The organism is Amycolatopsis sp. NPDC048633, from assembly GCF_040650695.1.
Classification (GTDB): domain Bacteria; phylum Actinomycetota; class Actinomycetes; order Mycobacteriales; family Pseudonocardiaceae; genus Amycolatopsis.
Map to the genome: position 1 here is coordinate 134341 of NZ_JBEZHS010000010.1, position 14106 is coordinate 148446.

Consider the following 14106-nt stretch of genomic DNA (forward strand, 5'->3'; position numbering starts at 1 on the left):
CGCCGCCGGCGCGCGCAGAGCGGGGAGATGACGATGGACGGGTTGATGCAGGGCAAGGCGGTCGTGGTGACCGGTGCCGGCCGTGGCCTGGGCGAGGCCTTCGCGGTGCACCTCGCGCGCGCGGGCGGGTCGGTGGTCGTCAACGACATCGACGTCGAGCTGGCCGAGCGCACGGCGGAGAACATCCGCGCGCACGGCGGCCGCGCCGTGGCCAGCGGGCACAGCGTGGCCGAGGCCGGGGAGGCGCAGGAGATCGTCGACCTGTGCGTCAAGGAGTTCGGCGGGATCGACGGGCTGGTCAACAACGCCGGCCTGAACTACGAGGCGCTGCCCTGGGAGGACGACGCCGAGCAGGCGGCCGAGCTCGTCCAGGTCAACGTCATGGGCGTGGTGAACACCGGCCTGGCCGCGATCAAGGCGATGGTCGCCGCCGGCACCGGCGGCTCGATCGTCAACATCTCGTCCGGGGCGTCGCTCGGGCAGCGCAAGCTCGGCGTGTACGCGGCGAGCAAGGGCGCGGTCGCGTCGCTGACCTACTCCTGGGCGCTCGACCTCGAGGAGGCCGGGATCCGCGTCAACGCCGTCTGCCCGCTCGCGCACACGCGGATGGTGTGGAAGTCCGAACGCTCGCTGCGCGCCTGCCCGCCGGACCGCACGCCGTCCCGGATCGCGCCCGTCGTGCTGTTCCTGCTCGGCGACGGCTCGCACGGCATCACCGGCCAGATGATCCGGTGCAACGGCCCGCAGCTGCACGTCATGGGCCAGCCGTTCCTCAAGCAGCCGATCCTCGAGCGCCCGGTGTGGGACACCGAGACCGTGCAGAAGGCGTTCGACGAGGTCTTCTCCGCCCACCTGGAGAACTACGGCCTGGAAAAGCGCGTCCCGCCGCGGCTGCGCAAGTGGACGGAGACGACCTCGCCCCGTACGGCCTGACTACGAACCCGCGGCCGGCTCCGGGTCGCGCACCGCCGCGTAGAGGGCCTCGATGTCGGTCGAGTAGCGGTCGTTGATGACCCGGCGCTTGAGCTTGAGCGTCGGGGTCAGCTCGCCGGACTCGGGCGTCCACGCCTTCGGCAGCACGTGGTAGCGCTTGATCTGCTCGATCCGGGCCAGCCTGCTGTTCGCCGACTCGACCGCGCGTTCCAGCTCGGCCCGCACGGCCGGGTGGTCGGCGAGCTCCTCGGGTGCCGCCTCGACGCCGTTCGCCGTCGCCCAGCCGGGCGCGATCTCGTCGTCGAGCACGATCAGCGCGGTCACGTACGGCCGGTCGTCGCCGATGGCGACCGCCTGGCCGATCAGCGGGTGCTCCTTGAGCAGGCCCTCGACGCGGGTCGGCGCGATGTTCTTGCCGCTCGAGGTGATGATCAGTTCCTTCTTGCGGTCGGTGATCGTCACGAAGCCGTCTTCGTCGATCGTGCCGATGTCGCCGGTGGCGTACCAGCCGTCGGCGTCGGTGGCGTCCTTGATCGTCCCGTCCTCCTGGAGGTAGCCCAGGAAGACGATCGGCCCGCGCACCAGCAGCTCGCCGTCTTCGGCGATCTTCACCTCGATGTCGGCGAGCGGCTTGCCGACCGTGCCCGCGCGGAACGACTCACCGGAGTTCGACGTCGCCGCCCCGGTCGTCTCCGAGAGGCCCCAGACCTCGCAGATCTCGAGGCCGAGGCCGGCCAGGAAGTAGATGATCTCCACCGGCAGGGCGGCCGCGCCGCTGGAGGCGACCAGCACCTTGTCCAGGCCCAGCAGCGCGCGGATCGGGGCGAGCGCGGCTTCGTCGGTCTGCTTGATCTTCTCGGCGAGCTCGGCCGGCACCGGCTGCCCGGCGCTGCGCAGCTTGTACCCCTGCTGCAGCAGCTCGTTCGCCTGCAGCAACGCGGTCCGCCGGTCCTCCGGCACGCCGCCGAGCATGTTCTTCAGCCCGGCGACCATCTTTTCCCACACGCGCGGCACGCCGAAGAAGCTTTCCGGGTGCACCTGGCCGAGCGCGCCGACGACGCCGGAAGGGTCGGCGAGCGTGTGCACGTGCCCGGCCCACACGATCGGCAGGTAGATCGACAGCTCGCGCTCGGCGATGTGCGCGAGCGGCAGGTACGCGATGTTCGTCGCGTGCATCGGCGGGTGGTGCAGCTCCGTCACCGCGTACGCCTGGTGGATCGCGTTGCGGTGCGACAGCACGACGCCCTTGGGGTCGCCGGTCGTGCCGGAGGTGTAGATCATGGACAGCGGGTCGTCCGGCTTGATCTCCTGCCAGGACCGTTCGAAGACGTCGGGGTCGGCGGCAAGCGCTTCCCGGCCCTGGGCGCGGAGGTCGGCGAAGGAGAGGAACCGGTCGTCGCCGGCGGGGATCGCGGCCGCGTCCATCACGACGATGTGGCGCAGCGCCGGGAGGTCTCCGAGCACCCCTTGCCAGCGCGTCAGCTCGGCCTCGCCGCCGAGCACCACGACCGGGGCCGCGCTGTGCCGCGCGACGAACCGGATCTGGTCCGGGCTGAGCGTGGCGTAGGCGGTGCACGGGATCGCGGACAGGTGCGTCGCGGCGAGGTCGGCGACGATGTGGTCCGGGCAGCCGGGCGCCATGATCAGCAGGCGGTCACCGGCGGCGAGCCCGAGCCCGGCCAGGCCGCGGGACACCTCCGCGATCGCGGTGCGGAACTCCAGCCAGCTGAGCGTCGGCTTGCCTTCGAGGTCGAGCGAGGTGATCGCCGGCAGGTCCGGGTAGTCGACCGCGTTGCGGTGCAGCAGCCGCGGGATCGTCAGGCCTTCGGTCTGCTCGGCGACGGACGGGGTGGTCAACGCTGGCCTCCTCGGATGCTGCGGATGGCCACACTGTAGGGGCTCCCGGGCCGGGTGGATAGAGAATCGCGGCCACGTCAGACACCCCCTTCACACGGCCTCGCACGGTCAGCTCCCCACGACTGTCCACAGTGCACACGGGCTTCCGCGCGCGAACCGCGCTTCAATGGAGGGGACGGCTGACTCCGGGGGGAACCGATGACGCGTTCGGCTCGTGCACTGCTCGACGAGATCCAGAAGGAGCTCGCACCGCGCGACGACAACCTGCTCGTCCCGTTGATCACCGCGGGCCGGGCGCCGCGCGCGGTGTTCGCCGCGCTCGCCGCGGAGGAGAAGCGGATCACGCTCAGCGATTGGCGGAGCTTCCACGCGCTCGCCGCTCGTGCCGACGAGCCGAACGCGCGCACCTTCTTCGGCGGCCTCGCGCCGGGGGAGCAGCAGGCGAACGGGATGCTCGACGCGTTGCTCGCGGCCACTGGTCCGGACCACGGGAAGGAACGGCCGCGCGCGGGCTGCCAGGCCTACCCGGCGTACGTGGCGTGGCTCGCGCTGAACGGCGAGTCGTCGGCGGCCGCGGCCGGGATCTTCGCGAACTTCGCCGCCTTCGGCCGGTACTGCGCGGACGTCGCCGCCGGCATGCGCGAGCACTACGGCTTCGCCGACGACGCCTGCGCGTTCTTCGACTTCTTCGCCGCGGACGTTCCGGAGATTGAAGAACAAGCGCTCGCCGCCATCCAGGCCGGGCTCGACGCGCGCCGCCTCGACGAGCGCGAAGCCCACCTCTGCGCCCGGCTCTTCCAGAGCTACGAGCTGCAGTTCTGGAACACCCTCGCCGGCGAGTTCCGGAGCTGACATCCCCGGAACCGGTTCCGGGGCCACGGCGAGTGCTCGGACCACCACATATGCGGAATAGGAGGAATTCCGGCTCGCCCTCCGGGGAATCCGAGGCGATGGTGTCGAATGCCGCGCATTTCCGCTTCACGGAGGGCTGTTGTGCCGGACGAAGGGCCCGGAAGGTCGAGAGTGGACGATGTCGTGACCTTTCTCACCGAACGATTCGCCGCGTTCGTACGTAGCGGCTCCCGCTCCGGCGCTTGGGTCGATCGCACCACCGAACAGCCTGCACCCATGGGACGGAACGGAAGTAGCGCTGGGACGAACGTCACGACTTTCGGTGGTGGACTTTCCAAGCGCAGGCAGTAAGTGTGGACGGGTCACCGTTCCAAGATCACGTTATCGCCACGGACTTGACGCGCCCTGAAGGGCCTCCTAACGTCGTCGCGGGCGAAGCAGACCACGGTGATGTTGATCCGGCTGGTCGGAATCCGGGTGTCGAACGCCTCGGGCGACCCGAAACCATGTACTGCCGGAAGGAAAACGGACCCAGGTGAAGCAGATTTCTCTTCGACGCAACCGGGGATCCTCGATTCGGAAGCGCGTGCTCACCATCGCGCTGATCCCCAGTGTGGCTCTGTTGCTCGTCGGGGTGGCGCTCGCGGGCTACCTCATCTACGACGCGGTCACCGGTCGTGACTACGTCAACCGGATCCGGGGCTCGGAAGCTCCGTCGATCCCGTTCTTCGGCGCGCTGCAGCAGGAACGGCAAGCGACCCTGAGCCTGCTCGCGGGCCAGGGCAACCAGCGGGCCGTGCTCGCGGCCGTCCGCCCCAAGACGGACCAGAACGCCGCGAAGACGATCGAGTACCTGAGGGACAGCTTCGCGGGCTATGACGACACTCCGCCGAGCGTCCAGAAGAACATCGCCACGTTCTTCGCGCTCTATCAGCAGCTGCCGCAGACCCGCCAGGCGGTCGACAGCGGCCAGGTGCAACTGCTCCAGGCCTACACCTTTTACAACAAGATCATCGACCAGTTCACCGACGGCCTGGCCGGACTGGCGCAGAACGCCCGTGGCGCCCAGAACGCGTTCGACCGGCTGACCGCCATCCCGCTGTTCACCGCGGCGGACGCGATGCAGCGCAGTGACGCGCTCGCCGCGGCCGGGCTGGCCGCGGGCGGGCTAGGCAACGACGAGTTCCGCACTTACGTCGGCCAGGTCGGTGCCTACCACGCCCAGCTCGACGCGTCGGCGCCGAAGATGATCCCCGAGGTCAAGGCGAAGTACGACCAGCTGCTGGCCAGTCAGCCGTGGCAGACGGTGACCCAGGTCGAAACCGCTTTCCTGCGCGGCGACCTGTCGAAGCTGCCGGTGGCGCAGGACCAGTGGCGCACCAGCGCCCGGCTCGTCGGCGACGCCCTTTCGGGCATCTTCGTGCTGCAGAGCTCGAAGGCGAGCCAGGCCGCGATCGACGACGCCGACTCGACCTTCACCGAGTCGCTGATCGCCGGCGTCATCGCCGTCCTGTTCGCGGTCTTCGTGGTGTTCGTCGCCGTCCGGCTGTCGAACCGGCTCATCGGCCGGCTGCACCGGCTGCGCGAGGACACCCTCGACGCGGCCGAGGTCCGGCTGCCCGAGCTGGTCGCCCGGGTCCGGGCGGGCGAGCCCGTCGACCTCGAAGAGGGCGGGCACTTCCTCGACCACGGCACCGACGAGATCGGCCAGGTCGCCGACGCGTTCAACAAGGCGCAGCAGACCGCCATCGCGGCCGCCATCGACGAGGCGAAGACCAGGGAGGGCACCAAGGCGGTGTTCCTCAACATCGCCCACCGCAGCCAGGTCATCGTGCACCGCCAGCTCAAGGTGCTCGACCAGGCCGAGCGCAAGCAGGAGGACCCGGAGCAGCTGGACACCCTGTTCCAGCTCGACCACCTCTCGACCCGCGCCCGCCGCAACGCCGAGAACCTGATCATCCTCGGCGGCGGGCAGCCGGGCCGGCAGTGGCGCAACCCGGTCGGGCTGGCCGAGCTGGTCCGCGGCGCGTCCGCCGAGACCGAGGACTTCGCCCGGGTCAAGACGGCGGCGCTGCCGCAGATCGCCATCCGCGGCCCGGTCGTCGGCGACCTCGTGCACCTGCTCGCCGAGCTGATCGACAACGCGACGTCGTTCTCGCCGCCGCAGTCGCGGGTCGAGGTCCGCGGCAACGTGGTCGGCAAGGGCGTCGTGATCGAGGTCGAGGACCAGGGCCTCGGGCTCGAGCCGGACCAGACCGAAGAGATCAACGTGCTGCTGGCCGACCCGCCGGACTTCGGGATCATGGCCCTGTCCGACGAACCGCGTCTCGGCCTGTTCGTGGTCGCGCGGCTGGCCGCCCGCCACGGCATCCAGGTGCACCTGCGGGAGTCGGCCTACGGCGGCACCCGGGCCATCGTGCTGGTGCGCACCGACCTGCTGGCTCCCTTGGCGGAGTCCGAGCCGGAGCAGCCGATCACCCCGCCGAAGCCGGAGCTGGTGCCGAACCCGGTCGAGCAGGAGCAGGTGAACGACGAGGTCGCGCCGCTGCGCCGGCCGGTCCGCCGCCAGCCCCGCCACCGGACCGAGCCGCCGATGCCGGTGTCCCAGCCCGACCCGGTCCCGCCCGCCCCGCCGGTGGCGGTGCCGGCGCAGCCGCCGTCCGTGCCGACGCCGGTCCCCGTCGGGTCCGTCTCCGAGCCGGTCAGCCAGCCGACGCAGGCGCAGCCGGTCGTCCCGGTGCGCCCGCCCTCGCCGCCCACCCGGGCGTCGCGGCCGGCCCGCCCGGCCGCACAGCAGCCGGTGTGGCCGCCGTCGGAGCCGCGGCCCGCGGTGTCCGAAGGCCGGCCGCAGCAGCCGGTGTCCGAAGGACGGCCGCAGCAGCCGCGCCGCCCGGAGGCGCCCGGCCGCCCACCGCTGCCGCAACGGCGACGCCAGCAGAGCCTCGTGCCCCAGTTGCGGGAAGATAGGCCCGTACAGGAACGCGAAGAGGTCAGGCTGGACTCGCCGGAATCCGCCCGCAGCAGGCTGTCCGCTTTCCAGCAGGGCACCCGCCGGGCCCGTGACGAAGAACCGGCTGAGAACGACGACAGGTACGGAGAGCGCGAGTAATGGCCAACTCAGGCGTCAGTGAGCTCGACTGGCTGCTGGACGACCTCGTCAAGCGGGTCGCCGGGGCGGATCGCGCGGTGGTCCTGTCCTCGGACGGCCTGCTCATCGGCAGGTCGGGGAACCTCTCCGAAGAGGACGCCGAGCACCTCTCGGCGGTCGCCTCGGCGTTCCAAAGCCTGGCGCGCGGGACCGGACGGCACTTCGGCGGCGGGAACGTCCGCCAGACGATGGTCGAGATGGACCACGCGTTCCTGTTCGTTACGGCGGCCGGCCGAGGCGCCTGCCTCGCCCTGCTGGCCCGTGAAGACGCGGACATGGGGCTGGTCGCGTACGAGATGAACCTGATGGTGAAGCGCGTCGGCCAGGTGCTCACCTCGGCCCCGCGCTCCAACGCCGGCGTTCTGCCCACGTCGCCATGAGCGGACGGCACGAAGCCTGGTTCGACGACGAGGCTGGCCCCCTGGTCCGGTCGTACGCGGTCACGGGCGGCCGCACCCGGTCGGACACGCTCGGGCTCGACCTCATCACGCTCGTCGTCGCGCTGCGCACGGCGCACGAGGCGGGCATGCTCGAGCCGGAGTACGCGCGGATCATCGCCCTGTGCCAGCGGCCGGTCTCGGTGGCCGAGGTGGCCGCGCGGGTCGATCTGCCGCTGCCCGTGGTCAAGGTGATGCTCAGCGACCTGATCGAGCAGAACCTGGTGCTGTTCCGTACCGCGGCACCGGCTCAGGAAACCCCCAACCGACACGTATTGCAGGCGGTCCTTGATGGCATCCGGAAACTCTGACCCCCGGCGGAACCTGACCGCGACCGCGGTCAAGGTACTCATCGCCGGCGGGTTCGGGGTCGGCAAGACCACGATGGTCGGTTCGGTGAGCGAAGTGCCGCCGCTGCGGACCGAAGAGGTCATCACGACCGCGTCCGAGGGGGTCGACGACCTCTCGGGGATCGAGCAGAAGACCACCACGACGGTCGCGCTCGACTTCGGCCGCATCACGATCAACCCGGACCTGATCCTGTACCTGTTCGGCACGCCGGGGCAGGACCGGTTCTGGTTCATGTGGGACGAGCTGGCGGAGGGCGCGCTGGGCGCCGTCGTGCTGGCCGACACCCGCCGGCTGGACAGCTGCTTCGCGGCGGTCGACTTCTTCGAGCGTCGCAACCTGCCGTTCGTCGTCGGCGTCAACTGCTTCGACGGCGGGTACCGCTACGGCACCGAGGAGGTCCGGCAGGCGCTCGACGTGGGCATGGACGTCCCGCTGCTGCTGTGCGACGCCCGCGAGCGCGAGTCGACGAAGCAGGTGCTGACCAGCCTGATGGAACACGTGATGGCGCGGTCCGACCTCGCGGCCGCCCAAGGCGGCTACTGATCGGACCGCGCTCGGTCCCGCGTCTTCGTCAGCGACGGTGGCGCTTGATGAGCGTGTCCACGGCGAAGCGGCCCGGGCCGATCGCGGCGAACAGCAGGAAGATCCACGCGTAGACGGCGGCCGGCTCGCCCATGTTCTGCAGGGGCAGCAGGCCCATCGGCGCGTGCACGGTGAAGTAGGCGTAGGCCATCACGCCCGAAAGCAGGATCGCGGCCGGGCGGCTGGCGAGGCCGAAGAAGAGCAGCAGGGCGCCCGCGAATTCGAAGACGCTGCCCCACCAGCCGGGGAACGAGCCGAACGGGACGCCGCCGCCCTGGCCGTCGATGCCACCGAAGAAGCCGAATCCCTGCAAGCCGTGGAAGCCGAACAGGAACGAGATCACGATCCGCGAGGCGCCGACGACGACGCCGGTGACCGGGGCGGCCTTGGTCGCGGTGGTGGTGGCGGCGGTCTGGGTCTTGGGGGCGATCGTGGTGGTCATTGCGGGGTTCCTTCCCTGGGTTCTTCTTTGCCTTCTGCCTAGGCGTCGAGTGAGTTCTCCCCGGATCGACAGCCCCGCGAAAAAATCTTGGAAGAGTTTCGGGAGACTGTGTCGATGGCGGGCAAACGCAGTGCCGGGCTCCTGCTCCACCGCGGGCGGGGCGAGGACGTCGAAGTGCTGCTCGGGCACATGGGCGGGCCGTTCTGGGCGAAGAAGGACGCGGCGGCGTGGTCGCTGCCGAAGGGCGAGCTGGATCCGGACGAGCCGCCGGAGCACGCCGCGCGGCGCGAGTTCGAGGAGGAGCTGGGCCTGCCCGCGCCGGCCGGTGAGTACGTCCCGCTGGGCGAGGTGAAGCAGTCGGGCGGCAAGGTCGTCACAGCGTGGGCGGTCGAAGCCGACCTCGACCCGGCGACGGTCGTGCCCGGGACGTTCTCCATGGAGTGGCCGCCGCGCTCGGGCAAGCAGCAGGAGTTCCCCGAGGTGGACCGGGTGGCGTGGTTCTCCCTCGACCTCGCGCGCGAGAAGCTGGTGAAGGGCCAGCTGCCGTTCCTGGACCGGCTGCTGGCGCTGGTCAGCGGCTGAGCAGCGCCTCGAGGGGCTTGGCGGTGAACGACGGCAGCACGACGTCCGCCTGGCCGAAGTCGAGGCTCTCGGTGATGGCGTTCGGCACGGCGACGCAGGTGAGCCCGGCGGCCTTGGCGGAGGTGACGCCGTGGGGCGTGTCCTCGAAGGCGATGGTCTCTTGGGGCTGGGCGCCGAGCGCGGCGAGCGCGGCCAGGTAGAGGTCCGGATCGGGCTTGGCCTTGTGGCGGTCCCCGGTCAGGACGGCGTCGAAGTAGCCGTCGATGCCGAGCCGTTCGAGGTGCGGGTTCACCCAGGCCCCGGACGAGCTGGAGGCCACGGCCAGCTTCAGGCCGTGGCGCTTCGCGGTCTCGAGGTAGCTTCGGACGCCTTCGCGCGGGCCGAGCTTTTCGAGGAGTTTCAGCACGCGGGCCCTGGTGACCGGCCGCAGTGCTTCGGGGTCGATGCCGGGAACGTGCTCGGCGAGCAGGGCGAACATCGCGGGCGTCGTGTGCTGCGTACCGATGACGGCGTACCAGGCTTCCATCGGCAGCTCGACCCCGTGGTCGCGGAACACCTCCCGCCACGACTGCAGGACGGCGGACTCGGTGTCGGCGAGGGTGCCGTCGAAGTCGAAGACCAGGGCGCGGGTGGGCACGCCTGCACCCTGCCCGGTCGGTGATCGACCGGGCAAGGGGGTTGTGACGAGGGTGGCTAGCTCAGGTAGAAGTCGGTCAGCACCGGGGCCAGCGCCGCGGCTTTCACGATGTGCGTTTGGCCCGGCAGCGTCCGGTACTGCGCCGACGGCAGCACCTTCGCCAGCGATGACACCCCGTTGCGCATCCAGGCCGGGCTGCGGCCGCCGTCCACCGCGAGCGTCGGGACCTTCACCTCCGGCCATGCCGCCGGCAGGGGCTTCCCGGACTGGTGCTCGACGACGAACGCCGTGTCGTACGGGAGCGTGTGGGCCACTCGCTTGAGCTTCGCCCAGAACGGCATGATCCGCATCATCGCCACCATCGCGCCGCTCAGGCCGACGCCCTCGGTCATGAACATCTTGACCGCCTGGCCGCGCTTCCCCTCGGCCAGTGCGGAGTCGAGCCGGGCCGGGTAGTCGGCCGGGACGCTCGGGCGGGTGTCGTCGACGACGAACGGGGGCTCGTACAGCGCCAGCTTCGTCACCGGGACACTGCGGGCCGCTTCCAGTGCCAGCGCGGCGCCGGAGGAGATGCCGAACAGGAACGCCTCCCCGCCCGCCTCCTTGACGAGCGCGGCGATGTCCTCGACCTCGCGCTCGACCGCGTACGGCCCGGTGTCGGTGCTCTCGCCCCGGCCGCGGCGGTCGTAGGTGTACACGGTGAAGTGCGCGGCCAGCTCCTTCGCGAGCGCGTCGTTGGGGGACGAGCCGCGGTAGCACATCGCGCCGTCGACGAGGACGAGCGCGGGGCCGGAGCCGGCGCGGGTGTAGGCGATCTTCGTGCCGTCGGCGGCTGAAACCATGGTGCTCATCGGGACTCTCCTCGCGGCATCAGCCGGACGGACGTGGTGGCGAGCCAGGCGAAGGCGATCACCACGGCCGCCCAGAAACCGAGGGTGACGGCCGGGCTCGTCGAACCGGACGCTACGCCCGCGAAGCCCGCGAGGAACAGCAACCCGCTGAGCCGCGAGTACCACGCTCGCGCGGGCGTGAGGTGCGAGCCGATCGCGAAGCAGGCCGCGACCAGGGCGGCGAAGCCGAGGCCGCCGACGGCGAAGTGCAGCGTCCCGTGCCAGCTGATCGACGCCGGTGGGCCGGCCGGCGTGCCGACCGGGAAGCCGTCCTGCGGGTCGGCGCGGAAGACGCCCGCGCAGAGCAGGCTGACGCCGTAGACCGTCAGGAGTCTCGGCCCCCACCGGCCGGGCAGGACGCGCCGGATCCCGGCGGCGGCCGCGATCGTCAGCAGGCCGGTGACCAGGAAGTTCGTGATCTGGAGGAAGCCGAGCGAACCGTTCGCCAGGACACTCGCGGGGTGCCGCGTGAAGTCGAAGCCGGCGCGGGTCAGGCCCTGGACGGCGCCGGTGACGACGAAGACGGGCCCGGCGAGGATCCCGCAGGTCAGCAGGCCGCGAGTGGTCGAAGGAGCGAGGGTCTCAGGGCGGATCGCGGTGGTGGTCATGCGGAACAGCCTGACACCCGACGATTGAAACTGTCAAGACAAAAAAAATTGTCGGAGGCGACCGAAGACGCCGTGAAGGGCACCTTCAGGGCTTATCTGTCCCTGAAGGTGCCCTTCACGGCGTCCGTCATCCCCGGCGCAGGGTGAGGAGCGTGATCTCGCTGGGCGCGAAGACGCGGAACGGCGGCCCCCAGAACCCAGTGCCCCGGCTGTTGTACAGCTGGGTCGGGCCGTGCCGGGTCAGGCCCGACAGCGTCGGCTGGTCGAGGCGCACCAGGAGGTGGAACGGCCAGATCTGGCCGCCGTGCGTGTGCCCGGAGATCTGCAGGTCGACGTCGGCCTCGCGGGCCTCGCGCACCTGCTTCGGCTGGTGCGCGAGCAGCACCACCGGGACGTCGGCGGGCCGGTCGGCCAGCGCGAGGGCCAGGTCGGGGCCGTGGCCGGGCAGGCCGGACGCCGCTCCGGTCGGGTCGTCGATGCCGGCGAACAGGATGCGGTCGCCGCCGCGTTCCAGCAGCGTCGAGCGGTTGTGCAGGGTGTCCCAGCCGAGCCCGGCCATGTGGTCGAGCCAGGCCTGGGCCTCGCCGAAGTACTCGTGGTTGCCGGTGATGTAGAACCGCCCGAGCGCGGCCTGGACGCCGCCGAGCGGGTCGACCTGCTTGCGGCGCTTCGCCACCGCGCCGTCGGCGAGGTCGCCGGCGTGGCAGACGACGTCGGCTTCGAGGGCGTTGACCGCCGCGACGACCTTCTCCGACCACTTCGTCCGGTCGATCGGGCCGTAGTGGGTGTCGGTGAGGACGGCGACGCGCAGGCCGTCGAGCCCCGGGCCGAGCCGCGGGATGACGACGTCGGTCGCTTTCACCGGCGGCACCCGCATGGCGACGCGGTTGCCGTGCACGAGCAGTCCGGCCGCCACGACGAAGGTCACGCCCGCGACGATCCGCGACCGCGCCGGGTCGTCGACGCCGAGCAGCGCCACGCGCAGCACCAGGCTCAGCACGGACCAGCTGAACAGCACCCAGATCACAGCCAGCAGCGAGTCGCCGAGGCGGGCGCCGCCGTCGCGCTGGCGCCGCCCGTGGCCGCGGACCATGGCGACCGGCATGGTCACCAGGCCCAGCGCGAACACCGCGGTGCCGGCGATCGTGGCCGCCGTGCCCCAGTCCGGCGCGAGGACGAGCGTCCACCAGGGAACGGTGAACAGCAGGAGCAGCGCCAGGATCGGCACGACGACGAATTGGCCTCTCATCGAACCAGGTTACAGCCCATCGGGCTGTTACCTCGGACCGCCGGACCCCGGTTCCGCTACTCTGGGGTCTCGGAGGAAAGGGGGACGACCACCGTGAACATGTTGCTGGAGCTGGCGTTCCCCGTCCTGACCAGCCCGACGGCGCTGGTCGCCTTCGCCTCCCTCGCCGCCGCGAGCCTCCTGGTCGTCCTGCTGGTCGGCAGCACGCACAGCAGCGAGCTCGCCTTGTGGTCGACGCCGGCGCGCAGCCGCGTCACCGCCCTGCGCCGGCGCGCCCGGCGCGCCGAATCGATCCGCCTGCGCGACCCCGGCGCCCCGGGACGCAGCAGGCCACGAGCACCCGGTTCCCGCAGCACGGCTGCGTAGGACCACCTCCGAAACGCAGCCATTCCGCTCACCCACATCCCTTCCACTCTTGCGGAGTGCTGCCCATGTCCGGCTTTCTCGACGTGCCCGTCGAAGGCGCGTACCACCTGATCCACACGCTCACCGGCCCGCTCTCGACCGCGCTGGCCATCGTCCTGTTCACCCTCGGCGTACGGCTGCTGCTGCACCCGCTCGCCCGCTCGGCGGCCCGCGGCGAGCGCGCCCGGGCCACGCTGATGCCGGAAATCCAGGCGCTGCGGGCCAAGCACGGCCGCGACCGGGACCGGCTGGCCGAGGAGATGACGAAGCTGCAGCAGGAGTCCGGGGCCTCGCTGTTCACCGGCTGCCTGCCGATGCTGCTCCAGCTGCCGTTCTTCATGGTCATGTACCGGCTCTTCACGACGCCCGCGGTCGGCGGCGAGCCCAACTCGCTGCTCGGCGCGACGCTGTTCGGGACGCCACTGGGCGCGCACGGCCTGGCCGGCAGCCCGCTCGTGTTCGCGATCGCGGCCGGGCTGGCGGTCGTCGCCTGGTTCTCGGTCCGCTGGCAGGACCGCCACCGCGACGCGACCGCGCAGGTCGCCGGCGGGAAGCTGCTGCGGCTGCTGCCTTACGGCACGGTGCTCGCGACGCTGGTCGTGCCACAGGCCGCCGGCATCTACCTGCTCACGACGACGGCGTGGACCGCGGCGGAACGGGCGCTGCTACGACGCGGCTCGTGAGCGCCGCCAGTCCTCGACGGCTTCCTCGACGTCCACCAGCGCCACGGTGAGCGGCGGGCCGGTGTGGTGGTTGAGGTAGGCCTGGCGGATCCGCTCGTTGAGGTCCGCGACGAGCTCCCGCACCCGCGCTTCGGCCCGCTCGCCGGCGAGCGGGCCGGCAGGTCCTGGACTTCGCGCCGGAGGGCGAGCGCCGGCGGCAGCAACGCCTTCGTGTCGTGGCCGCCGGCGCGGACCTGCCGCAGCACCCAGTCGGTCGCCGCGTCGTTGCCGGTGGGCTTCGGCAGCGGCTTCCCGGTGCCGGGTAGGTCGTTGAACTCGCCGCGCTCGTGGGCCTCGCCGATCTGCCGGTCGACCCACCAGCGGAAGGAGACCTTGGGCGGTTTGCGTCGGGTCATGCCTCCAGAATGCCAGGTGGGACGGCCTGCCCGGGTAGGATCGCGCCGGAGGAGC

General features: G+C 71.2%; 15 protein-coding genes and 1 pseudogene. 9 read left to right on the forward strand and 7 right to left on the reverse strand.

What is annotated here, in order from left to right:
* Nucleotides 1-33 precede the first annotated feature (33 nt).
* The gene (locus tag AB0C38_RS20305; RefSeq protein ID WP_360675319.1) at nucleotides 34-933 is read left to right on the forward strand and encodes an SDR family oxidoreductase; all 900 of its coding nucleotides are present in this window, start codon (nucleotides 34-36) and stop codon (nucleotides 931-933) included.
* On the opposite strand, the gene AB0C38_RS20310 is transcribed toward AB0C38_RS20305, so the two are convergent.
* Nucleotides 934-2790 (reverse strand): AMP-binding protein, encoded by a 1857-nt coding sequence (locus AB0C38_RS20310; protein ID WP_360675322.1) that lies wholly within the window; start codon nucleotides 2788-2790, stop codon nucleotides 934-936.
* A 198-nt stretch (nucleotides 2791-2988) separates the two neighbouring features.
* On the opposite strand from AB0C38_RS20310, the gene AB0C38_RS20315 reads away from it, so the two are divergent.
* The 5 genes from AB0C38_RS20315 to AB0C38_RS20335 all read left to right on the forward strand — a co-directional run bounded on the left by AB0C38_RS20315 (nucleotide 2989) and on the right by AB0C38_RS20335 (nucleotide 8121).
* Nucleotides 2989-3642, forward strand: coding sequence for a transcriptional regulator (locus AB0C38_RS20315; RefSeq protein WP_360675325.1), 654 nt, complete (start codon nucleotides 2989-2991; stop codon nucleotides 3640-3642).
* Between the two features lie 586 nt (nucleotides 3643-4228).
* Nucleotides 4229-6751, forward strand: a complete 2523-nt coding sequence (locus AB0C38_RS20320) for a nitrate- and nitrite sensing domain-containing protein (protein WP_360675328.1) — start codon at nucleotides 4229-4231, stop codon at nucleotides 6749-6751.
* Nucleotides 6751-7170 (forward strand): roadblock/LC7 domain-containing protein, encoded by a 420-nt coding sequence (locus tag AB0C38_RS20325; RefSeq protein ID WP_360675331.1) that lies wholly within the window; start codon nucleotides 6751-6753, stop codon nucleotides 7168-7170. The genes AB0C38_RS20320 and AB0C38_RS20325 overlap by 1 nt, the downstream gene beginning before the upstream one ends.
* Nucleotides 7167-7538 carry a DUF742 domain-containing protein gene (locus tag AB0C38_RS20330; RefSeq protein ID WP_360675334.1) on the forward strand — a complete coding sequence of 124 codons (372 nt, stop codon included), beginning with the start codon at nucleotides 7167-7169 and terminating at the stop codon, nucleotides 7536-7538. Before AB0C38_RS20325 ends, AB0C38_RS20330 begins: the two co-directional genes overlap by 4 nt.
* On the forward strand, nucleotides 7519-8121 hold the full coding sequence (locus tag AB0C38_RS20335; protein WP_360675337.1) for an ATP/GTP-binding protein: 603 nt from the start codon (nucleotides 7519-7521) through the stop codon (nucleotides 8119-8121). The genes AB0C38_RS20330 and AB0C38_RS20335 overlap by 20 nt, the downstream gene beginning before the upstream one ends.
* Before the next feature lie 28 nt (nucleotides 8122-8149).
* Here AB0C38_RS20335 and AB0C38_RS20340 read toward each other — a convergent pair whose 3' ends face one another.
* Nucleotides 8150-8602 (reverse strand): DoxX family protein, encoded by a 453-nt coding sequence (locus AB0C38_RS20340; protein ID WP_360675340.1) that lies wholly within the window; start codon nucleotides 8600-8602, stop codon nucleotides 8150-8152.
* Between the two features lie 114 nt (nucleotides 8603-8716).
* On the opposite strand from AB0C38_RS20340, the gene AB0C38_RS20345 reads away from it, so the two are divergent.
* Nucleotides 8717-9184 carry an NUDIX domain-containing protein gene (locus tag AB0C38_RS20345; RefSeq protein WP_360675343.1) on the forward strand — a complete coding sequence of 156 codons (468 nt, stop codon included), beginning with the start codon at nucleotides 8717-8719 and terminating at the stop codon, nucleotides 9182-9184.
* Here the strand turns inward: AB0C38_RS20345 and AB0C38_RS20350 are convergent.
* The 4 genes from AB0C38_RS20350 to AB0C38_RS20365 all read right to left on the reverse strand — a co-directional run bounded on the left by AB0C38_RS20350 (nucleotide 9174) and on the right by AB0C38_RS20365 (nucleotide 12568).
* A complete protein-coding gene (locus tag AB0C38_RS20350) occupies nucleotides 9174-9821 on the reverse strand; it encodes an HAD family hydrolase (RefSeq protein ID WP_360675346.1) in 648 nt (215 codons plus the stop codon). The genes AB0C38_RS20345 and AB0C38_RS20350 overlap by 11 nt on opposite strands.
* Before the next feature lie 56 nt (nucleotides 9822-9877).
* A complete protein-coding gene (locus AB0C38_RS20355; protein ID WP_360675349.1) occupies nucleotides 9878-10672 on the reverse strand; it encodes an alpha/beta fold hydrolase in 795 nt (264 codons plus the stop codon).
* A complete protein-coding gene (locus tag AB0C38_RS20360) occupies nucleotides 10669-11319 on the reverse strand; it encodes a DUF998 domain-containing protein (protein ID WP_360675352.1) in 651 nt (216 codons plus the stop codon). The genes AB0C38_RS20355 and AB0C38_RS20360 overlap by 4 nt, the downstream gene beginning before the upstream one ends.
* Nucleotides 11320-11446: 127 nt before the next feature.
* A complete protein-coding gene (locus AB0C38_RS20365) occupies nucleotides 11447-12568 on the reverse strand; it encodes a metallophosphoesterase (protein WP_360675355.1) in 1122 nt (373 codons plus the stop codon).
* A gap of 99 nt (nucleotides 12569-12667) precedes the next feature.
* On the opposite strand from AB0C38_RS20365, the gene AB0C38_RS20370 reads away from it, so the two are divergent.
* Entirely contained in the window at nucleotides 12668-12934 is a 267-nt protein-coding gene (locus AB0C38_RS20370) for a DUF6412 domain-containing protein (RefSeq protein WP_360675629.1), read from the forward strand.
* 65 nt (nucleotides 12935-12999) lie between these two features.
* On the forward strand, nucleotides 13000-13656 hold the full coding sequence (gene yidC / locus AB0C38_RS20375) for a membrane protein insertase YidC (protein ID WP_360675357.1): 657 nt from the start codon (nucleotides 13000-13002) through the stop codon (nucleotides 13654-13656).
* Here yidC and AB0C38_RS20380 read toward each other — a convergent pair.
* Nucleotides 13639-14051: pseudogene (locus tag AB0C38_RS20380) on the reverse strand (DUF1992 domain-containing protein). The gene yidC and the pseudogene AB0C38_RS20380 overlap by 18 nt on opposite strands.
* Nucleotides 14052-14106: the final 55 nt, after the last annotated feature.